Source organism: Synechococcus sp. PCC 7502, from assembly GCF_000317085.1.
In the GTDB taxonomy this organism is placed as follows: Bacteria; Cyanobacteriota; Cyanobacteriia; order Pseudanabaenales; family Pseudanabaenaceae; genus PCC-7502.
In genome coordinates, this window is record NC_019702.1 from 2785562 (window position 1) to 2807241 (window position 21680).

At 40.4% G+C, this 21680-nt stretch carries 16 protein-coding genes and 1 CRISPR repeat array; of the genes, 3 read left to right on the plus strand and 13 right to left on the minus strand.

Going from position 1 to position 21680, the window contains the following annotated elements:
* Positions 1–50: 50 nt before the first annotated feature.
* Complete coding sequence (locus tag SYN7502_RS13910; protein ID WP_246828922.1) at positions 51–308, minus strand: AbrB/MazE/SpoVT family DNA-binding domain-containing protein; 258 nt, start codon at positions 306–308, stop codon at positions 51–53.
* Positions 309–535: 227 nt separating this feature from the next.
* Here SYN7502_RS13910 and SYN7502_RS13915 point away from each other — a divergent pair, with 227 nt between their 5' ends.
* A complete protein-coding gene (locus tag SYN7502_RS13915; RefSeq protein ID WP_015169426.1) occupies positions 536–766 on the plus strand; it encodes a helix-turn-helix domain-containing protein in 231 nt (76 codons plus the stop codon).
* Positions 767–959: 193 nt separating this feature from the next.
* Positions 960–5422: a CRISPR direct-repeat array (repeat unit 36 nt; unit sequence GTTTCCAATCAATTAGGTTCCCTAGCGAGTAGGGAG).
* 133 nt (positions 5423–5555) lie between these two features.
* Here the strand turns inward: SYN7502_RS13915 and cas2 are convergent.
* The 12 genes from cas2 to cas10 form a co-directional block, all read right to left on the minus strand.
* Positions 5556–5834 (minus strand): CRISPR-associated endonuclease Cas2, encoded by a 279-nt coding sequence (cas2, locus tag SYN7502_RS13920; protein ID WP_015169427.1) that lies wholly within the window; start codon positions 5832–5834, stop codon positions 5556–5558.
* A gap of 7 nt (positions 5835–5841) precedes the next feature.
* Entirely contained in the window at positions 5842–6831 is a 990-nt protein-coding gene (cas1, locus tag SYN7502_RS13925; protein WP_015169428.1) for a CRISPR-associated endonuclease Cas1, read from the minus strand.
* An 11-nt stretch (positions 6832–6842) separates the two neighbouring features.
* Positions 6843–7118, minus strand: a complete 276-nt coding sequence (gene csx18, locus SYN7502_RS13930; RefSeq protein WP_015169429.1) for a CRISPR-associated protein Csx18 — start codon at positions 7116–7118, stop codon at positions 6843–6845.
* Between the two features lie 28 nt (positions 7119–7146).
* Positions 7147–7485 carry a XisI protein gene (locus SYN7502_RS13935; protein WP_015169430.1) on the minus strand — a complete coding sequence of 113 codons (339 nt, stop codon included), beginning with the start codon at positions 7483–7485 and terminating at the stop codon, positions 7147–7149.
* A gap of 48 nt (positions 7486–7533) precedes the next feature.
* A complete protein-coding gene (locus SYN7502_RS13940) occupies positions 7534–8784 on the minus strand; it encodes a hypothetical protein (protein WP_015169431.1) in 1251 nt (416 codons plus the stop codon).
* Between the two features lie 2 nt (positions 8785–8786).
* Positions 8787–10286, minus strand: a complete 1500-nt coding sequence (locus tag SYN7502_RS18440) for a hypothetical protein (protein ID WP_015169432.1) — start codon at positions 10284–10286, stop codon at positions 8787–8789.
* A gap of 61 nt (positions 10287–10347) precedes the next feature.
* Positions 10348–12276, minus strand: coding sequence for an RAMP superfamily CRISPR-associated protein (locus SYN7502_RS13950; RefSeq protein ID WP_015169433.1), 1929 nt, complete (start codon positions 12274–12276; stop codon positions 10348–10350).
* 36 nt (positions 12277–12312) lie between these two features.
* On the minus strand, positions 12313–12957 hold the full coding sequence (locus tag SYN7502_RS13955) for a Uma2 family endonuclease (RefSeq protein WP_015169434.1): 645 nt from the start codon (positions 12955–12957) through the stop codon (positions 12313–12315).
* A 2-nt stretch (positions 12958–12959) separates the two neighbouring features.
* Positions 12960–13352 carry a hypothetical protein gene (locus SYN7502_RS13960; protein WP_015169435.1) on the minus strand — a complete coding sequence of 131 codons (393 nt, stop codon included), beginning with the start codon at positions 13350–13352 and terminating at the stop codon, positions 12960–12962.
* Between the two features lie 12 nt (positions 13353–13364).
* Entirely contained in the window at positions 13365–14147 is a 783-nt protein-coding gene (cmr4, locus tag SYN7502_RS13965; RefSeq protein WP_041430200.1) for a type III-B CRISPR module RAMP protein Cmr4, read from the minus strand.
* Positions 14148–14152: 5 nt separating this feature from the next.
* The gene (locus SYN7502_RS13970; RefSeq protein WP_015169437.1) at positions 14153–15283 is read right to left on the minus strand and encodes a type III-B CRISPR module-associated Cmr3 family protein; all 1131 of its coding nucleotides are present in this window, start codon (positions 15281–15283) and stop codon (positions 14153–14155) included.
* Positions 15280–18309, minus strand: coding sequence for a type III-B CRISPR-associated protein Cas10/Cmr2 (cas10, locus tag SYN7502_RS13975; RefSeq protein WP_015169438.1), 3030 nt, complete (start codon positions 18307–18309; stop codon positions 15280–15282). The genes SYN7502_RS13970 and cas10 overlap by 4 nt, the downstream gene beginning before the upstream one ends.
* 180 nt (positions 18310–18489) lie before the next feature.
* Between cas10 and SYN7502_RS13980 the strand changes: the two genes are divergently transcribed.
* Positions 18490–19662, plus strand: coding sequence for a helix-turn-helix transcriptional regulator (locus SYN7502_RS13980; protein ID WP_015169439.1), 1173 nt, complete (start codon positions 18490–18492; stop codon positions 19660–19662).
* An 8-nt stretch (positions 19663–19670) separates the two neighbouring features.
* Positions 19671–21530, plus strand: a complete 1860-nt coding sequence (locus SYN7502_RS13985) for a DEAD/DEAH box helicase (RefSeq protein WP_015169440.1) — start codon at positions 19671–19673, stop codon at positions 21528–21530.
* Positions 21531–21680 lie beyond the last annotated feature (150 nt).

The window sequence follows — 21680 nt, forward strand, 5'->3', positions numbered from 1 at the left end:
TACCCTGTTGATTATGCGATCAAGCGAAACTAGGTAAATATCACCTCTTTTCATAGTTCAAGCCCTATGGGTTTCAAATCAAACCACTCTTGATCTTCATCGGTAATTGGAGCATCTGGGTCACATTGTTCTAACAATTCATCTAGGGAATAGCCAGATTTTAGTTGTGGTGTAACAATAATTTTTCCATCATCAACGGTAATTCCCACAATTGAACCAGCCTGAAGTTGCAACATATCAAGGAAAGATGGCGGCACAGCCAACATAATTGATCCACCGACTTTGCGTAAACTTGTTCTGTACATCATTTTTCCTTGTATAAAGCTATTTTTTATCAGAACCTTCTTATCGTAAGCAATCGCACTTTCTCTCTAGTTTCCGTAATAGCGGGTATTAAGAGATCGATATATATCAGCGTCCGTAACGATTGTAAGGAGTATTTAACCAAGCCTTATATTCTGGTAGCAACTGTCACTACAACCTACATATTTAGCTGATATAGTTTTTATAACACTTGATATGCCGACTCTTTACCATGCAGTTAAAGACTAGAAACTACGCAGACTTAATATCTGAGCTTCAGCAAAGGCTAGATTTAAATCAAGCTGAAATTGCTCAAAGAATTGGTACCACTTGCCTATCTATTAGCCGTTGGAAAAATGGACATCATCATCCGTCTCCTATGGCGATCGCTTTGCTCAGACAAACTGTTTTAGATTTGGGCGATCGGGGGAAGGATTTACTAAAAGAGTATTTTTGTGGCTAAGGCTCAGTAAAGGGCTTTTTATTTTGGCGATCGTATATCCGATGATATTGATTCTAAGTAGGTGGGTCAAAGAAAAGTAAACACATTTTGATAGCAGCAAAACTAAAACCCATTGCGAGGCTTCGCCCTACGACCCTTTCCATTTTGGGAGTGTGCTAACGTCTAATGCTCTAGGAGCGTGAGCAAACAGTGAGTTTCCAATCAATTAGGTTCCCTAGCGAGTAGGGAGACCGATGTTCTCACCGAAGTTGCGGAACACCTTTGAGTTTCCAATCAATTAGGTTCCCTAGCGAGTAGGGAGTCTAAGTAGTCAGCCATAGAGCCGCTTACACCACTAAGGTTTCCAATCAATTAGGTTCCCTAGCGAGTAGGGAGACAGCAGTAGGTTTATTATATAATCTTGTTCTACTTCGTTTCCAATCAATTAGGTTCCCTAGCGAGTAGGGAGGCTATTGGAACTGGCTGTCTTATAGAAGTAAGAAGTTGTTTCCAATCAATTAGGTTCCCTAGCGAGTAGGGAGAGTAGTTTTAATACTGTCCTTGCCGAGAATGAGTATGTGTTTCCAATCAATTAGGTTCCCTAGCGAGTAGGGAGCGTCTGAAGAGGCACAAGGAAAAGTCTTTTATCAGAATGTTTCCAATCAATTAGGTTCCCTAGCGAGTAGGGAGCGAAACAATGAAGAATGTTAAACTTCTAGCGGCACAAGCCGGTTTCCAATCAATTAGGTTCCCTAGCGAGTAGGGAGCTGTAAGTCCCCATTCCTCTGCCTTTCATAAGGGCAGTTAGTTTCCAATCAATTAGGTTCCCTAGCGAGTAGGGAGCTTGTTTACACCCATGGAGTTAATGTTATGTCTAAATCTTTTATGGGTTTCCAATCAATTAGGTTCCCTAGCGAGTAGGGAGCTATTGGAGTTAAGTAGAGATGTGTAATAGATAATAATTTAGTTTCCAATCAATTAGGTTCCCTAGCGAGTAGGGAGCGGTGATGATGAGCCACCTTCGGGTGAGGAGGGTGATCAAAGTTTCCAATCAATTAGGTTCCCTAGCGAGTAGGGAGAGAGTGCCTTTGCCTGTACCCATCTGGGCATGTACCGGGTTTCCAATCAATTAGGTTCCCTAGCGAGTAGGGAGCCGCCCACTTGATTGTTTATGATGACTTGATTAAATCCCGTTTCCAATCAATTAGGTTCCCTAGCGAGTAGGGAGCGTGGTAGCTGAGCCTATTGCTGCTCCTAAACCAGCTAACGTTTCCAATCAATTAGGTTCCCTAGCGAGTAGGGAGGCGTCTCTGAACAACTCCCCAATAGAGGAATATTTCATGTTTCCAATCAATTAGGTTCCCTAGCGAGTAGGGAGTGAATTCACGCATCCGAGTCAACCATGTCTGGGTAAGGGTTTGTTTCCAATCAATTAGGTTCCCTAGCGAGTAGGGAGCTCCTATCTTTCTTCTCCTTTGCAATCTAGGTTGGTCGTTTCCAATCAATTAGGTTCCCTAGCGAGTAGGGAGATGTTTATGCTTGGTTCAAGTATATAACAGAAGAGTTTAAGTTTCCAATCAATTAGGTTCCCTAGCGAGTAGGGAGTATAGGAACTTATCTTAGAAGTGTATTGTTATTAACAGTTTCCAATCAATTAGGTTCCCTAGCGAGTAGGGAGATTGGCTTGGATACATATTAGCTGATGGATGTATACAAAGTTTCCAATCAATTAGGTTCCCTAGCGAGTAGGGAGAAAGCGAAAGCGGTTTGGTCAGCCCCGACAAGCAAAAGGGAGTTTCCAATCAATTAGGTTCCCTAGCGAGTAGGGAGCGCCGGGGTCGTTCAGCACCTCGAACAGCAGGTTGTGGGTTTCCAATCAATTAGGTTCCCTAGCGAGTAGGGAGGAAAAAACTTGATGTTCAATTTCGTTCACAACTCGACAGTTTCCAATCAATTAGGTTCCCTAGCGAGTAGGGAGTTGCCAATCGTGTTCAACCACACGGTAGAGCTAACTCAGTTTCCAATCAATTAGGTTCCCTAGCGAGTAGGGAGACTTGTCTGCACTTCATTAGGATTGCTAGGATTGAGTGTTTCCAATCAATTAGGTTCCCTAGCGAGTAGGGAGTAGTTCAGGTGGGCAAACCATAATTAACGCAATCACAATGTTTCCAATCAATTAGGTTCCCTAGCGAGTAGGGAGGCAACATTGGGAACAACTGATCCAGTAACCTATCCTAGTTTCCAATCAATTAGGTTCCCTAGCGAGTAGGGAGCGAATCCGATATATGGGAATCCCTCAATATTAATTAGAGTTTCCAATCAATTAGGTTCCCTAGCGAGTAGGGAGAACTTGGAATGTCAGTTTAGTAAATTGATTGAGAGATTGTTTCCAATCAATTAGGTTCCCTAGCGAGTAGGGAGTAAAAGTAGAAACAAAAGAAGGCGAAGGCTCAATATTGTTTCCAATCAATTAGGTTCCCTAGCGAGTAGGGAGTACGGCTTATTCCACTACGCCTTCATCGAGTTTAACTGTAAGCGGGTTTCCAATCAATTAGGTTCCCTAGCGAGTAGGGAGTTCGGCGGAGCATCCGACTTCACCTTCACCCCTGACGGGAAGTTTCCAATCAATTAGGTTCCCTAGCGAGTAGGGAGCATGAACTATCCGATGATGACCATTGATGCATGCCTTTTCGAGGTTTCCAATCAATTAGGTTCCCTAGCGAGTAGGGAGATTTGCGAGAAAGTGAGCGCATAACTTTGCACGAAGAAGGTTTCCAATCAATTAGGTTCCCTAGCGAGTAGGGAGAGCATAAGCGGGTTAACTGCCTTCTGCACTCAATACAGGTTTCCAATCAATTAGGTTCCCTAGCGAGTAGGGAGACCAACTACACAAAGGATTATTTCAGTAGTTCTTCTATTGTTTCCAATCAATTAGGTTCCCTAGCGAGTAGGGAGATGAACCGTGCTACCAAGCATGCAGATAAGCCTAATAAGTTTCCAATCAATTAGGTTCCCTAGCGAGTAGGGAGCATCATCTGTCATGTAATAGAACAGACGAGCCAAGTCAAGTTTCCAATCAATTAGGTTCCCTAGCGAGTAGGGAGCCTTAATGCCAAGTTAATTGGCTTAGCTACTCTTGTTGGTTTCCAATCAATTAGGTTCCCTAGCGAGTAGGGAGGCGGAGTTACCTAAGTTTGGTATATGGTCTGGTAATGTTTCCAATCAATTAGGTTCCCTAGCGAGTAGGGAGGTATTGAGTCACCCTACCAGCCCTGCTTCTGGGCGGTTAAGGTTTCCAATCAATTAGGTTCCCTAGCGAGTAGGGAGGTGATAATTAATGAGTGATGAACCAATTGAGCTTCTGTTTCCAATCAATTAGGTTCCCTAGCGAGTAGGGAGTTAAAGCCAATGCAGTTAAGTCTGATTTAGGTAATTGGTTTCCAATCAATTAGGTTCCCTAGCGAGTAGGGAGCGTAACCGAAGCCAAGACCGCACCTAAAAATCAATATGTTTCCAATCAATTAGGTTCCCTAGCGAGTAGGGAGCCCTAAACCATCGCTTATAGCAAGTTTTACACTTTTTAAGTTTCCAATCAATTAGGTTCCCTAGCGAGTAGGGAGCTGCCGAAGGGGGCGATCTTGATGCTTGCCGTAATTGGATGTGGGGAAGTTTCCAATCAATTAGGTTCCCTAGCGAGTAGGGAGTGTGGAAATCTGAAAGGGTGCCATTTAGCAGATCACAGTTTCCAATCAATTAGGTTCCCTAGCGAGTAGGGAGATGATCGCGCCAGAGATCAGGGAGATTTCACAGTATCTTATGTTTCCAATCAATTAGGTTCCCTAGCGAGTAGGGAGAGAGCCTAGCCAAGTAATGTCGCCAGTTATCGGTAAGTTTCCAATCAATTAGGTTCCCTAGCGAGTAGGGAGAATACATTGGCATGCTGGTTGTTAGAGGTAAAGCTCCGTTTCCAATCAATTAGGTTCCCTAGCGAGTAGGGAGCTGTGGTGGTTCATGCAATGAGTTGACATATCTCACAGTTTCCAATCAATTAGGTTCCCTAGCGAGTAGGGAGATAAAGGCGCTAATCTTCTTGCTATCCTCGTCTTCCACAGTTTCCAATCAATTAGGTTCCCTAGCGAGTAGGGAGATAGCTCTAAGGTGATTGGTAAGACCTTTGAAACATTGGTTGGTTTCCAATCAATTAGGTTCCCTAGCGAGTAGGGAGTTCGAGAAATTTGATACCTTCTTCCATAATTCTCCAAACTAAGTTTCCAATCAATTAGGTTCCCTAGCGAGTAGGGAGTTTAATAGCTTTGAGTATCTTACGGATAGTCTTTCCGTTAGTTTCCAATCAATTAGGTTCCCTAGCGAGTAGGGAGATATAAGACTCAACTTAGTTTCTCTTTTCGCATTGGTGTTTCCAATCAATTAGGTTCCCTAGCGAGTAGGGAGTTATATACCCATCGCCCCTGTATTAAGTTATCAGCTACAGTTTCCAATCAATTAGGTTCCCTAGCGAGTAGGGAGTATGTCAATTCCTTACATGAACCACCACAGTTGCTATCCGTTTCCAATCAATTAGGTTCCCTAGCGAGTAGGGAGCAAGGATGTGAACCAGCGGTTCAAAGTCCGCTTCATCATGTTTCCAATCAATTAGGTTCCCTAGCGAGTAGGGAGCCCTTCCCATTAAACCCCTCATCATGCCTAATGTCCAGAGGTGGTTTGCGAGTGATCTCATAAATCAAGAAAATTTAGATGGAAATCAAATTAATAAAATGACTGTAGGGATTGCCATCACTTGTTTCGAGGATTAAATAACTGTAGATTGTGGTAACTCAGTTAACGGTGGCTCACCCCAAATTATAACTTGTCCAACGGTATGCTTAGAAATTGGGTAAAGTCTCATACTATCTTCAGCAATTTTTATTTTTTTAGGAAGACGTTTACATAATTCCTCAAATTTGGCATTGGATAAAACACATTCAAATACGCTGTATTGAACCCGTTTGCCATATCCTTCTAGTAAATCTGAAACTTTCTTGCGACGCTTATCACAAGGAATATCATAGGTAATTACATAAAATAGCATAAATAAATTATCGAATTAAATACGGTTTATAAGTCATAGTTGGCTCATATACACAGTTTTTATAAGCTCTAATTTGCTGAGTGAGGGTATCCCAACGGGGTTGTTCTCCTGAATCAGTTTGTAAAGATTGCTCCATCCTTTGAATAAAAGCCTTCAAATACTTTTTGCGTCCAGAATCATTAAGATAACATCCACCATCACGATACTCAAAGTCGCTACCCAGATTAATTACACCACGATTTACCAAATAAAGAACTAGAGAATCCACAATAGGAGCACGAAATTCTTCGATTAAATCAGAAGCTAATGCTGCGTGTTTTTCTGAACTTTGATGTAAGCAAGCATGATAGGGATCAAGACCTTGTAACTCCACAAGAGCGAGTATGTGATTCCAAAGAACTTGGTACCCAAAACTGAGCATAGCATTAACTGGATTCCCTGGTGGTCGGCGAGTTCTAGCACTAAATACAAACTCAGGATTATCTATACACTCACTAAAAGCTGAAAAATAAGCGGCGGCGGCGGCTCCTTCAATTCCCAGTAACTGGTCTGTAGTTTCGACTTGGAATGTGCGATCGCACAGGTAGTCTAAACTTTGAATAGTTGAGCATAAATGCTCCGAGGCTTTACGTCTATTTTGGCGTTGCAGGATCACACGACTATTTTTGATTTTTGCATTAACAATTTGTCTAGCAATTAATAGTCTTTCTAAAATTGATAGCTGTTGCTGGTAACGGGATAACTGTCGATAGCCTCTTTCAATGGCAATAACACGACCATAGCAATATCCCATCCGAGAAAGATAGGCAATCGGAATATCTCTTTGTAAGCAAGTGGTAATAACTTGAGTTGTAACCTGTGACTTGCCAAAGATCAGAATTTGCTCAAGTAGAGGAATCTGTACCTTGTCTAAGATATTTTCCCCTTGCTTAATAATTATTTGCTCTTGTTTAAGAGAAATATAGCAACCCTGCTGTGAAATATATAGCGATCGCATAAGCCAAGAAACTAACGATCAATATCTGAACGATCTCGACTTTTAGTAATATCCGTACTCTTACTACGAGGTAATAATTCTACCTGTTGATCTCGTTGTAGGTACATAATAAGGCGATCGCTTCCTACTAATAAACCATAGGTTGAAGCCATTACTAACGCAGTGTTAACAATAACAGCTAGTAAACCTAGAGGAGCGATCAGCAGAATTACAAGACTAATGATGCCATTTGCAACGGATACAGAGATATTACGGACTTGTGCTGTTTTAGAATTAAGGTAATACATAATACATATCGCTAGGTAGAGTTAATAACTAGGCTACGGCATATCCCGTATATTGTCTGAAGCTTGGCTCCTGAAATCCTAATACGATATCTGATTTAGGAATACCTGCCTCAACTAATTCATTCGTAACGATAGATTCGGTTCCATCTCTTTGAACCCACACTAAACCATCAATAATTTCTATATGAATAAGGCAGCCATGAACGCACCGATGATTTTTATCCCAGCCTACTGAAATAACTATGTACTCATCAGTTTTAGGGTCAAAAGCAGCTTTGTTTTTAGCGTTGACGTTAGCATAATTAACATCAATGTATCGATTCAAAACGTTGCAAATAATTTGACGGTAAGTTGCTAGTTTATCCATTGCACAATTATCTCCTGATCAGAGTTAAAAATAATAAGATTGATAAATTTACCCAATCAACTCCAAAACTGTTTTATTAAGTAAATCAAAAGAGGATTCATTTGGAAGAGTCAATAGCTTAACTAACTTTTTCATAATAGCAATTACCCCCACCCCGTTATCAATCACAGAAACACCCTCAAACCGATGAACTCGACGATTGCGCTGTTCGCAGTATTCATTAAGCTTCTTGATATGTATAAGCACATTTTTAAGTTCGGCATAATAATCTAAGATCCCGATTAAGTGAAATCTGTTAGGATACCCTTCTGGTGTTAAATCCCATCCTTTTACACGATAATCCTTTAATAACTCCTGATAAGGTTTCCCCCCATCAACCATCTTCACCTTATGCCAAAAATCAACAGCTTCTTGCAAATTATTAGGTACGGAAATCCGTAGCTTTTTTACTAATAATAATGCTAAAAAACACTCCTGAAACTGTGAGATTAAAACTAAAAACTCTGAAAATTCTAGATTTTTATAACGAACTAAAGCATTAAAATATAATTCTTTACAAATCGCATCTAACTTTCTCTGCCGAAGAGCAGCAATCTCTTGTAATAACTGCGGATTTATATCAATTTTTACTAGTTTAATATTAGAAAATGCTCTATTAAAATCAAAAGCCATCCGACATCGCCCATACTCTAATAGGAGAATTGCATCATCACAATTTAAACAAGAAATTTTAAGAGATCTTAAGGCACCTCCATAGTTGTAATCTTCCAGTTGTTTAACAATCACTCGCCGATCAAACTCTCTCCGCAAAACGGTCACATTAGTCTCAAAAATCCTCTCTTGTCCTTCCTTCATCTCATAGGGATTTCGCACTTGCAGAACCCGACCATTTTGAACATAACCCGATGCTTGTAACAAACTAAAAGCCGATTTCATAGCAGGCGTTCCAGATGAGGCATTAAATTCAATGCGATCGCCTAATTCCAAGCTTTTTTGAATAAATTCTAGCCCCTTTTTTGCCTCTTCTGCTGCCAATAACAAGTCAATTGGATCATCAGACAAATCTTGACTTACTTTAATAAGCGATACACTTGTACTTAAAAGCCCTATTTCGGACTCAATCCAATCTTTGGTATCAATGGCACCTTGCTGGGTAGATTCGGTATAAAGTAGTACGACTTCTTTAATTTCACATCCATCTGCGACTAAGTAACGTAACAACGAAATAATAGACCCTTCGTTATTTCCCTTGGCAAAGGGGTCTTGCAAACCTACAAACGATAAAACAATACTAGCCATGATTATATGGATGCTGGTTGATATTTAGCGATCGCTTTTTCTATATCTTGATGAATATTAGCCATTAAACTTGCCTGACCCAGAGAATCAAAAGTTTGCTCGGTAATAAAATTTAAGAAGCTGAGAATTTGATTTTCCCACTCAATTTGTCCTTGCACCTCCCAAAATTCCCAAAGCTGGGTTTCAGTCATACCCAGTAGTTGATGAAAAACTATATTTCTTCTATCAGTAATCTTCAATCCCTCTTTCCAAAACATTTTTAATTCTTTACAGTCAGTTTCGTAATTTTTACGGATGTTTCGGAAAAGTTTGCATAAAGAACTCAAATCCAATAATATTCCACTTTCTTTTTCGATTTTACATTTTAGTTTTGCTAAATCGTCCTTAGGGTCACCATTAGACTTAAACTTAGCAGTCTGAAAATAGTTTTTTTCATCCGTCAGTATTGAAGGCTGAAGCATAGGCTTGCCTTTTTCTTTGTGGATATGCCCCCTAAACTCTTGATCGCCCCATTTCGAGAAAATGCCTTCAAAAGTACGAAAGCTATGAAAGAAAGCTTCAACAATATTTTCCTGAGTAAGCCTGACTACCCCTAAATAGGCTGCTTCATATCCAGTCCACCACCATTGTTGCGATCGTTCTTGAGCCTTATCACCTAAAACATCTGCAAACTCTTGAAATTTAGAGTTATTCCAATACATTGCAGCTTCTAATAGTTTTTCAATATGTAGATTTTGAGAAAAATAAGGTTTAAGAATTGAATCTACAGCTTCATAGTCGAAACGCTTCAGAAGAGCTAAAGCCTCTTTTTGTCTTCGATCCCAAAGATAGTTAGCTCCTAGAGAAGGATTTCCATAAAGTGATGCTTTGCCAGAGAGATTACGTTCCTTATCGATAGAGAAATCATAAAATATAGCATTTTCCGCAAATTGACTTAGAGCAGTAATTCTAGAAGCTTCAGAAGACTGTCCAACTCCCCCCTTAAGACAAAGGATAACGGGTAAATCTTCACTCAGTTTCGATGTGATGTAATTCCATATGCCCTTCCACCATTGAAACATCTCCTCAAAGTTTGAAGGGTTGTATCCTTCATGCCCTTGTAAGATTACTTCTACAGGCACCTCAAAATACTTTTTAATCCACAGTTGGATAATTTTGGCAGAATAAAGTGTATCTTCTCCTCTAAAACTTACAGATTCCAATTGATCTGTACCGATCAAATAAATTTTTTCTAATTCTTTAGACTTATCTTGAAGTAGCTGCCCTATGATTATTGGCTGAAGGCGATCGCTATATTCATCCCAAGATTCCAGAAAGAAGTTGGTTATTTCCCGCAAGGATGTATTTACTTTCCCAACATCCTCTTGGACTAACATCCTATCAGTTTTGCTATTGCCTTCAGCTTGTTTGTCTCCAATATTTCGCCATTCTCCAGTAGATACCTGAAATGCCAAATCTCGTGTGCCAATTGTTGCCACCAAAATTGATCTTTTGTTAGACATGATTTCTAAATTCTTATTTGTTTGAAATATTTTTTATGTCTTGGCTGGGCGATCGCACTTTTTAAGTGAATGGAAAAATTTGAATTGCTCCTTTTAATTTACTAATAAATGCTTTGCGTGGGTCTTCGGTTGCTCCAAATACAGTAACAACTTGATATTCACCTATACTAGCTATCCAGACTGGAGAAGGTTTTACTTCTTTACCTACAATGCCGCAGAGATTACCATCATAGGTTTCCTCACCACGCCGATCTTTAACCTTTAACTGCTTACTATGCAAAACTGACAGCGCATAGGGCTTACCATAATCCTCATCACCCCCACACAGCACAATCTTACAATTTTTATCCACTGCCTCACGCCAGTGATCGCCACTAATCGCAGTTGGTGCAGCTAGATTTCCTTTAGAATTGCTCAACTCTCTTAGTGCTTCGGAAAAATGCTTGATCTTGGATTGATATAGCTTTTGTATATCTTTTAACTCATCAGGAAGATCCCAGAAAGCATCATCACTATCGATAAAGAATGTAGAACCACGATACCAGGGGGCACGTTCTCGAGTTTTTCGGGAGTAACAAGGTCTTCTTGCTCCTTGTCCGATTCCACCGAGGTTAAACATCAACCAAGTAAGACTCCTAAACAACTTTTCGACATTTTCGGGCTTTTGAGCGTTTGGTTCTGTCGAATGAGACAAGGTTAAAATACCAGCCTGTTCTCCACATTTATCATCCCTACCTTGAGTATTTGGACGTGGTTCTTTCTGTACCACAGCACCTTCTAAAATTCGTACTTGTACCCATCCACTACCCTGAATATCCAGAGATCCAAAAAGATTTCCTTCCCATTCATTAACTAGTTTTGCAGGAATAATCCCTAATGCAAAGGCACGAAACCAATAACGTAGCATTGACTTAAAAGCAATAGGGCGAACCTCAGCTTCAGCCTGACCACGCATTTGATATTCATTACGGCGATCGTTCCATTGCCACTGTGTAAACTTCTGGCGACCATGAATAAGTTGACCTTCTAAGCCAAACTCAACTCTAAAAAACTCACGACTAGAGCGATCGCTTTCACCAGCCTTAAGCAAAGCCCCATATCCTGAATTAACCTGAGAACCGGCACCATTTATTAAGCCAGCCGTCAACCAGCCCATCACCTTATCAATTAGTGCTTTTTTAGCATTATCACTCACTGTACTCGCTGCCCTAATGCCAATTAAAAAAATCGGCTCCTGCAAAGATAAAAATGGATTGGGATTAGGTTCATACTCTAGACAACCATCTTTCCACTTCCAAATATTATTTGCCATATCTACAGTCAAACCGCCCGACATATCATCACGACTAGGGACAGGATAGGCATCCAGAAAAACTATCTTGCCCATACGATCGCTATCTTTGGCATCCAGAGAACCAAAATATTTCTCGACTTCCTTCTCATTATTTAACTGACGAAATGCCTCAGCCCTTGCCACACCCCGCAAGGTACTTGAAGGAATATATGGCATCCCTAAAGCATCAAAAGCTGGTAACAAAATACTCTCGGGTCCGCGATGTCCGCCTACTCGAATTCGCCAAGGGCATTTCACTTGAAAATAGTTACCCTCTCCTGCAATCTTCTTAGTCCGTTCGGTCAATTTTGTTAAGCGTTTAGAATAGTCAGCTTTGTCTTCGGACAACTGTAAAATCTGGAGCTTTGTTCCGTCTTTGTTTCCTTGATCTAGCGATCGCATCCAGCGCAAATATTCAACAAAACTCGCCGAAGGATCAATTTTCTCAGGAGATCGTCCCATTAACCAAGGCGAAGGCTCTTGATTATTACCACCATTACCTCCACCGCCATGATTTCCACCACCTTGATTGCCTCCTCCACCTCTAGCAGGTGCTGGAATTACTTTCTTTTGTGTCTTTGGTGTTTGAATAGCAGGATTAGGCTTTGTTGGGGCTGTAGTAGGTCTTTGAGGCGCGTTTGGTCTTGTAAATGCCATAGCTAGATTCTCCTGAAAAATTAAAATTAACTCTCTTTAAAAAATATCCTTGAGAGATTGACGGAACTCTCTTAGCATCGAACTTGCCCCGATTGCAATCGCCCGACTCACAAGTTGCGGAATCAGAGTCTTAATTGCTAAATCTGGAAACAACAAACTATCCTTAGACTCAACATACTGCCCTTCTCTTAGCAAAAAGATCTTTAAAGTATCATCGCTATAAACCCACACTTCAGGCACTGCGATCTCTTGATAGGCAGAAAGCAAAGTCTTAGAGGTTACATCAGACTCGATCGCCAAATCAGGGGGTGGAAAAATATCCACATCAATTCGTCCCTGACAATTTCGCACTGCCGCCGAATTAGCAATATAAAAACAAGTATCAGGCTCCAAGCCTGCCCTACACTGCCTTTGAAAAGTGGTTGAGCCAAAGTCTTCCCAATCTCTACCCTGAGCATCCAAAATTGCCTTGACAATATCTCCAGCGATCCGATGGGGGCGTTCATGTCTTGATAATGGCGACATAATTTCTAAAGTACCTTGGTAGTATGCAATGCGGGTATGGCGATCTTCCCCTAACTCATTGAGAATATTTTCACAATCTCCCCAACTTAGAGAATGGATAGCGATCGTACTTCCATGTCGTAGGTCTATCGATTTAATCGGAATAGTAACACTCATAATTAGTCATCTCCAGATACATCATAGTAAATTGCTGTTGTCCAAAAGCTAAATTCTTGAGCGATCGCTAACCCCAGACCTGTTATGCCAAGATACTCATCTACTGTCAAGGCTTTCAATGTTGATAATCCTTGATTATTTGCCAAATTTTGCTTACCAGAGATATCTTCAAGACATCTAAAGAAAGCCTTAACAGACTGCTCTCGCCCGTCAGTTCCTAATGCTATTTCCTCAGCTTTTAAACGCATTAGTCCCCAAGTAGAAAGATAAGTGTAAAGTTCCTGTGCCTGACTTTTTTGCTTTTTAACAATCGGATCATTTTTATCTCTACCTCCTCTTAGGTTGACTAGGGAATCATAGACGGATGTCCCTAATTTACGTGGATCGAATGTCATAATTACTCCTTTTTAGATAAATAGTTGAACAAAACCACGACCTAAGCTTTCTTGCCCACCAATCTGTAAAATGGAATCTTTTTTTAATAGTGTTTTGAAATCAGTTAAAGCTTTTTGACTACTGCCATTGGCTTGCGAGGTCACACCCCAAGGGAAGTACATCAGGGTGTCAGGGGGAATTGCTTCTTCATAACGAAACCCACCATCAACAGTTTTGTCTTGATCAAGCTTGATTTTGACCTGTCGCCATAAGCTCATCTGAATTAGCGTGGCACAATGCTGATCGGGCAAAACCAAAACATTTTTCATTCCTTCAGACTCAGGATGATTGGTTGTGAACTTATCCCAATCCGTCCATTTTCGCAAGTCAGCAGCAGGTAAGATCGCATCCTTTAGATACACAGGAGCATTAGTGGACAAACTCGTGGAATAGGGATCGGGTACTTCTAATTTATCAGGATTGCCAGCAAATCTCAGCCAACGCCGTAAGAGAAGAGGTGAACTTACCCAGACTACCCCATGACTTAATGAAGGTACAGGCAACCAAAGAATAGAACCATCACCAATCCAAATCGAACCTTGCTCAAGTTGGACTCCATCAGCTATTTCATTACCAAATAAAGCAAATTTTTTCTGTTGATCACTCTCACTCGATCTCAACCTACCCCGAATCGTACTAGAGGGTATGTAAGGTAAATTTGTATGAGACTCACGAGCGATTCCCAGCAGATTACCCTCTTGAGTTGTGCCTCCTGTATGAAGTGGGGCAATTAAGTATAAGTAAGTCAATTCCATAGTCATTATTTCTCCTTATTGAATGGTATCCACAGTAGTTCTGAGTATCCTAGTTGTCTCCAGACATGAACTTTGGTTGTTTCATCATCTTGGAATAATTTATCTGGACGTTGTAAATAGTAAACACTGCCTGCGGGGGCAGCAAATACTTGAGGTGCAGGGACACTTTCATTATTATCATTACGAAAACGACAACTAATTGGAACTGGTTTATCGGTGGCTACACTGACTAAATTCCCACTATTTTGATTTTTATTTACTGTGTGTTCAAGTTTCCATTCCCACGGATAGGGACGGCAGGTTGATTTTTGATCGTGCTTACGCTCAAATACTCCATTTGTCACCATATAAGCAAGGGATCTGTCTCCTTTCTCAAAATTACTCTTTGAGACTTCTTGCAAATCATTCCATTGTTTATCAAAGTCTTCATATCTTTCTACTAATACTCGATGACTTTCTCCTCCTAGTCGCATAACTAAAGATTTTCCTTTGTGAGATAGCTTTTTATGGGTTAATTCATCAACTGCGATCGCCAAACCCCAAGCCTCCACCATCCGCACTGCATTTTCCACAAAATAGCCATCGCTTTCTTTAACTTGGCGCGTACCATCTTGTAATGTGTTATGAGATCGCGTCTCCACAATCCAAGGCTTATCTTGTTTCTCTATCTCTTTATTAACTAACCAATCTTCTTCAGTTAATGGCTTATTTTCGAGAAGTTTTAAAACCACATTACAAGGTAAAAACTCGCGGTAGTCACCCTTTTTATGTTTGTCTTCGTCAGGTTCATGATTGCTGCGATCGCCTATCACTAAAGGCGCTGGCTTATTCTGATCCCAGAGCATTTGCTTAGAGGGATGATTATCGTCTAGCCAAGTGATCGGTGTTAAACGATTTTGATTGACATAGTTAAATGGACGAGGGAAGTAAAGATTGTCATTACAACATAAGAAAACCCCCTTCATTTGGATATTGCCATTAATGTTAAAACTAGAACGGATTGCGCCAGCGATCGCATGATTATTTGGTGGAAATACGCTGCCAGCCCAAGCTCGTTCCTGCGGTGAAAATGGCTTTGCATCACGAAACATCAATATATCTAAAGGCGTTAATCTATACCAAAAGAATTCACTCATGATTTGCCTCCAACATGAATCTCACGCTTGCGAAGTATAAAAGCAGCAAGTTTTAGCCAATTTTGTATTTCGCGATCGCGATGTTTTTCATCAGTTTTTTTCCATAGTTCATTCAAGAAATCAGTTAAAGTTCTTTGAAAACTTTCTTTGGTTGTAGGCTCGTTTAACTTATCGCGGCGATCGCAAAATGCAGTAGCCCAAGCATTGATTGCCCCCTCAGGAGCAGGATGTTGTTCCCAAACAGTCGCTGCTTGCTCAAATAGTGCAGGGCGATCGCTATTTTCAATATCAATGTCAAGGTTAACCATTTGTTTCCATTTATCAAAAACATTAAACTTGCAAGTTGCCTTTAAGATATTGCCATTGCCATAGATGACCCGCACTTGCACCGCATCTTTAGCTTCTTCCTTACCTACAGCATTAATATATTCATGTTCCTTGGCTTCTTCTTCAGCTTGCCACATATTTTCCAGTGCGATCGCTAAAGGCACAGAATGATGTGCGACAACAATCCCAAAACTAATTGTGGCAACACTTCCCATCGTAAACAATGGACGTTTTGCTACAGGTGACTTTTCGCCAGCCCAGCGCCAATAATCCCCCGAATGATTAAATTCACCCCGAGGATCGGCACTTCCTCTAAAACACTGACGAATATCCCACAACCATTTATCCCATTCCCACAGATTAGTGTAAGCAAGTACATCGTCCCCACCGCCATAAATTAAACGCCCCGCATAGCGTTCTTCCGTAAGGTATGGCACAAGCTGATTAGAGAAGTCAAGTAATGCACGGGATAGTGCGCTATGGGTTGAAGCTCCCATTCTTTTTTTCTGTGTAAGAAAATCTTCAAAACCCTTCTGAACTTTCTGCTCTAGTTCTCTTAATTCTCCTTTAGCATTTTGGGCTGTTTCGCGAAGTTTATCCCGTAATTTTTGCGGTACATATTTAGCATAGAGTCCTAAATGCTCACCCTTGAGCCAACTGCTCATACTATCGCCATCACCTGCCCCTAAAACATACCAGTCCGCAGGATTATTTCTAGGGTAAAGCTGATTGATTTTCTGCTCAACATCTAATTTAAGGATTTTCCTTTCTTCATCTTCAATTTGCAAATCTTCAACTACCCACCCCGCATTCAGTAATCGAGAATGATACTTCTGCAAGCGTAAATGTTCATCCGCATAGGGAATACCCCATTTCCCCTTCATTTGATGTATTGCATCTTCGACTTCAGGAAATTGATTAATAATTTGCTGGCAAGACTGAACATATTGATTCCTGATTTCTGGACTAGAGGTCTTTAGATAACCTGCCACTCCTGCCGTTAGGTCTGGATAAGCGGCATCAATTCGCTCTTGATTGTCCGTTAAAGCATCAGGAAATAGTTGCGGCAAAACCTTATGCAAAGCTCGCTTGGTTACCTCTGTAGCATTGAGCATTTCACTACCATCAAACAAACCTGCTCTGATTTTCCAATGATCTTTAATGCTTTGCTCACTCATTTTGCGTGTGGGATGCAGTACCGAACCTATACCAGAAATTGTTGATCGCACCCCAAAAGCTGTCGGTATTTGCCAATCACGGGCAGATTTGACAGCTTGTAAATTACCTCGCAAGCGATCAAAAGCATAACACCACCATGAACCCACATTGGCTTTAAAAGGATAACGGTCTTGCTTTTTGAGTCGCAGTTCTCCCGCTTGCGTTAAAAATTCTCGCTCTTGCTCAAGAAACATCGCATTCTTTTGATTTAACAAGCAAAATCGATTTTGAGATTCTGTCCACTCGTCTTTGATCCCATCTGTGACTTTATATAAATCTGAACTTCTCAAATCTTTAGTAGGATCTCCTACAGCCACCGCAGACCAATAGGTTTGCCATTGAGCATTTAGCCATCCTTGCCAAGTGTCACTATCTTTTGTTAATTCAGGCATCCATTGCTTCGACAGTTTACGTACCTCATCAAAGGATAAACTGCCTAATCTAATCCATTCGTCCTTGAGGGTTTGCTCAGCGCATTGCATCGCCGCCTTAACCTTTTCTTGAGGTAAGACCATCACAATCACATTAGGAAATCCTGCTGTGAGCAGTTGCCTTGCAGTTGGGTCATTTATTAACGTTTCTTTGTCAAGATTTAGTTTGTTAAAGCCTTTGAAATCATTTTCTTTTTCACCAATGCCATGCAATAGCCAGTAATCAATTAGGGGCTGAGCATACAAGCTAGGATAAACTAAAGAATCAGGACCATATTTCCATGCTAAAGCCCAACAAACTTTTGCAGATAGATAATGCAAAATCCAAGAGCCAGCCCAAAAGTCGCGCATTTTCCGACTAGCTTTAATCAACTCTTGAATTGGTGAAAATGTGAAAGCTGCTAGGTATGGACGAGATAAACCAGAATCACCTTTTGTCCAACTTTTTATGTCCGCCTCCGTGAGATCGTATCCAGCCAAAGCTCCTGCCATTGCTGCGGTGAGGCTTACATGACTCCAAATTGACCCATCAGGAATTCTGGTTTCTGCAGGCATCAGCAATAGAGAATCATCATTAAAATGCTGACAAGTCTTTTGTGGTAAATACCGCCATAGCCACCAAAATACAAGGCGTGGATCTTCACATTGCTTAATCGCTTGAGGAAATAAGCTTTTTTCCATTTCTAAAAAATATTCTGTCCGCTCTTTAGGACGCAGTTGCATTGCTCTTCGGTGGTGATCATCATTTAATACCCAATTTTGCTTAGCACTTGAAAGTAAATGCGAAATTTCTAAACCTGATTGTTCATAGTCAATGCTGGTGCTCAAGCTACCAACAGCCGCACGATCGCTTGCAGATGTTATGTAATCGGCATTAAGAACGTGCTTCTGTAATGTGCCACCTGAACTGGCAGGATCTTTCCAACCTTCCATTACTTTTAATTCTTGCCAAAAGCTCTGCTCACCTCGTCCATAATTGGTATGCAATGCCTTTAATGCAGGATCATGAAGGAGTCCCCAAATTTTTGCTTGCCAGAACTGTTTAGACACAATTTTTATTCCTTACTGCAACCAAACACACTCTAACAGTAAAACATAATGATTTCTACTATTTCCTAATATTTTTATGTAGTTATTAATATTCTGTAAAAACTATATTTAGTAATATTTTAGGACTATAAAATATTTGTTCTTAAAATAATAACTTTTGTTTTTTGGTTATAATAAAATATGCCAAAATTCTCTAAACCTCATTCTTATAGCGATCGCCAAGCATTTGAAAGATTAATGCTTTTGATTGCTACACTGATTAAGTATCCTGGTATTGGCAGTGCTGATTCGGTAGATAAATGTATGGAGGAAAGAGGAGAACATGATTCTATTGCAATCGTAAAACGGAAGCTAGGTGAAATATCACAGAAATTTGGCATAGAGCTTGATTGTTCCATTCCTACAATTCGTAAGGATATGCTAACTCTGCGAAACTATGGGATTCTAGAAAAACGAATGTACCGATGGGGTTACTATCTGGGAACTGGAGTGATGACAAAAGAAGAGTTAAGCGTTGCCCTTAATGCCTTTGCTTCATTGGCAGAATATCAGCGATCGCCCAAGGTAATGAAAATATATGCGTCGTTAACAAAAAGATTACAAGGATTTAATTCTGAAGGTAATAGTAAGTTTTTATATCCTGTTAGATCACAAATTAATAGAGCGATCGTGCATACAGACATTGAGGAAATGGTAAGTGATAGGCAATATAAAAATACTTTATTTCATTCACTTGATACTGTAGAAATAGCTATTACAGAAGGGCAAGCAGTAGAAATAGATTGTTGCTCCGATCCTTATGAAGGGGAGCTAGGATTGATTACAATTTATCCTTTGCAACTGATTTATCATGATATTGCTTGGTATTTACTATATGAAAAATGTGAGAATAATCACCTTGTAATAGCCCGTATTGATAGATTTACCGATCATTGCAGAATAATTAACTTTCAAACTCGCAGCATAGAAGTTCAAATACAAAACTTAGAGATAGCTCATAAGTTAATAAATAATGGATGGGGACTATATCTAGGAAATCCCGTGGAACAAAAATTAGAGCGTGAACGCAAACTTAATTTTGAAGTTGTAAAAGTTCGCTTTTTTGCTCCAGTTATAAAATTTATTGAAGAAGGACAAAAGCGGCATATTTCTCAGAAAATTAATTGTAAGGGTAAGCCCCAGTTTATTGATTATCAAGTTGATCTACCCTCTAGATCTTTTAGTGAGTTTAGCCGATGGGTAGGACGATTTATGGAGAATGCTGTTGTCCTATCACCTAATAATCTTGTGGAAAAACATAGAGAATCAGCTAAGAAGTTAAATGAAATTTATAGCCTTTCTAGTACTCAGTAATAATTTTAATGCCCTCTCTAATCCCATCTCTCAATAGTTGCGTAGCTCGAATGACATCAGGCGAAAAGCGGCTTGCGGTGAGACTAGAACAAAAACTAGATGACGATTATCTAATCTGGTATGACGTACCTATTGGCAAAAAGCAACTGCACCCCGATTTCATCATTCTGCACCGATTGAGAGGCTTATTGGTACTAGAAGTTAAAGACTGGAAAATCGACACGATCAAAAATGTCACTAGAGCTAAATGGACGATCGCCGATCGCAATACCAACGAACTTAAGCAAGTAGATAATCCCCTAGAACAAGCAAGAAAGTATGCCCTTCATGCTGTGAAATTACTTGAACGTGATGCCGAGCTAGTCCATCCTCTTAAAAATGCCTACGCTGGCAAGTGTATAGTTCCATATGGCTATGGTGTTGTGTTTACCAATATCTCAAGAGCAGTTTTTGATAAGCAAGGCTTAGGTGAAGTTATTGAGTCAAATTTGGTAATCTGCAAAGATGAAATGCTTGAAAGTGTTGATGAAGTGGAGTTTCAACAAAGACTATGGAATATGTTCCCGTACCATTTCGATCGCACCCTAAGCCCGCATCAAGTTAATCGCATCCGTTGGCATATATTTCCAGATATTGCAATTCAGCCGTCGCTATTACCAGAGCCTGAAGAGGATGAAGAAGTCTTACCTGTAACAATTGCACCTGACCTGATTAAAATCATGGACTTGCAACAGGAGCAACTAGCACGAAGTTTGGGTACTGGACATCGGGTAATTCATGGAGTAGCTGGGTCTGGTAAAACATTGATTTTGCTCCATCGTTCTCAGTATTTAGCAGAGACGAGTAACAAACACATTTTGGTACTGTGCTATAACATTTCCTTAGCCACAAAACTAAGACAGATACTCAGAGCCAAGGGTATCAATCAAAATATAGTTACAGTTCAGCATTTTCATCGCTGGTGTGCGGAAATGTTGCGACTGTACCAAGTACCTTTACCCGAGACCAAGCATCAAGGTAATGAATTTGTAAAGCAGTTGGTTAACCAAGTTGTTCTAGGGGTGGAGCAAAAGAAAATACCCAAAGGCAAATATGGTGCAGTGTTGCTAGATGAAGGGCATGATTTTCAACCGACTTGGTTCAATCTGATTGTGCAGATGGTTGATCCAGAAACTAATTCATTATTAGTGCTGTATGACGATGCTCAAAGTATTTATGAAAAGCGAGAACGGGGTAAATTTAGTTTTGCCAGTGTAGGCATACAAGCTAGGGGTAGGACAACCATCCTCAAGCTTAATTACCGCAATACTGAAGAGATTTTGAGCTTTGCCTATGAATTTGCTAAAAATATCATGCAGCCGACTGAAGACAGTGAAGAAGATGCACCCGTTCTTATCAAGCCCGAATCTGTAGGCAGACATGGGGCAAAGCCGACATTTACCCGTTTGTCTAGTTTTTCAGCAGAGACAAGACATATATGCGATCGCATTAAGGACTATAGAAACAGAGGTATAGCATGGAATGATATTGGCATAATCTACCGTACTGACTTCATGGGGCGATCGCTTAGCCGTGCTTTGAAAAATGCTGATATACCTGTGGAATGGTTCAACGCAGATAGCCATAGTAAAAACTACCACCCCGAAGCACAAAGCGTGAAATTATTGACGATGCACAGTAGCAAAGGTTTGGAGTTTCCAGTGGTGTTTATAGCAGGTATTGGATTTATGCCGATGCAGTCCCAGGCGATCGCTGACGAGACAAGATTGCTCTATGTTGCCATGACTAGAGCTACTGAATATTTGGAATTGACTTGCGATCGGGATTCGGTATTTGTAAATAAATTGGAGAAGGTGCTTCAGGGTTAGATGGTCATGGAACATCGTGACTTTATGGTTTAGGCTTATCTGGAGAATGTAAAGGAGCGATCGCAAGCTACTAATTCAGTATTCCAAAAAACTCAAACTCCTTAAAGATGCGTCATTATGTTTTCACCTTAAACCGATTTGATAGAGATA

Coding starts and splice junctions, on each gene's coding strand:
- SYN7502_RS13980 (WP_015169439.1), top strand. CDS start 18,490: ATGCCAAAATTCTCTAAACCTCATTCTTATAGCGATCGCCAAGCATTT.
- SYN7502_RS13940 (WP_015169431.1), bottom strand. CDS start 8,784: ATGGCTAGTATTGTTTTATCGTTTGTAGGTTTGCAAGACCCCTTTGCC.
- SYN7502_RS13935 (WP_015169430.1), bottom strand. CDS start 7,485: ATGGATAAACTAGCAACTTACCGTCAAATTATTTGCAACGTTTTGAAT.
- SYN7502_RS13955 (WP_015169434.1), bottom strand. CDS start 12,957: ATGAGTGTTACTATTCCGATTAAATCGATAGACCTACGACATGGAAGT.
- SYN7502_RS13985 (WP_015169440.1), top strand. CDS start 19,671: ATGCCCTCTCTAATCCCATCTCTCAATAGTTGCGTAGCTCGAATGACA.
- SYN7502_RS13970 (WP_015169437.1), bottom strand. CDS start 15,283: ATGAGTGAATTCTTTTGGTATAGATTAACGCCTTTAGATATATTGATG.
- SYN7502_RS13950 (WP_015169433.1), bottom strand. CDS start 12,276: ATGGCATTTACAAGACCAAACGCGCCTCAAAGACCTACTACAGCCCCA.
- SYN7502_RS18440 (WP_015169432.1), bottom strand. CDS start 10,286: ATGTCTAACAAAAGATCAATTTTGGTGGCAACAATTGGCACACGAGAT.
- SYN7502_RS13960 (WP_015169435.1), bottom strand. CDS start 13,352: ATGACATTCGATCCACGTAAATTAGGGACATCCGTCTATGATTCCCTA.
- cas2 (WP_015169427.1), bottom strand. CDS start 5,834: ATGCTATTTTATGTAATTACCTATGATATTCCTTGTGATAAGCGTCGC.
- csx18 (WP_015169429.1), bottom strand. CDS start 7,118: ATGTATTACCTTAATTCTAAAACAGCACAAGTCCGTAATATCTCTGTA.
- SYN7502_RS13910 (WP_246828922.1), bottom strand. CDS start 308: ATGATGTACAGAACAAGTTTACGCAAAGTCGGTGGATCAATTATGTTG.
- SYN7502_RS13915 (WP_015169426.1), top strand. CDS start 536: ATGCAGTTAAAGACTAGAAACTACGCAGACTTAATATCTGAGCTTCAG.
- cas1 (WP_015169428.1), bottom strand. CDS start 6,831: ATGCGATCGCTATATATTTCACAGCAGGGTTGCTATATTTCTCTTAAA.
- cmr4 (WP_041430200.1), bottom strand. CDS start 14,147: ATGGAATTGACTTACTTATACTTAATTGCCCCACTTCATACAGGAGGC.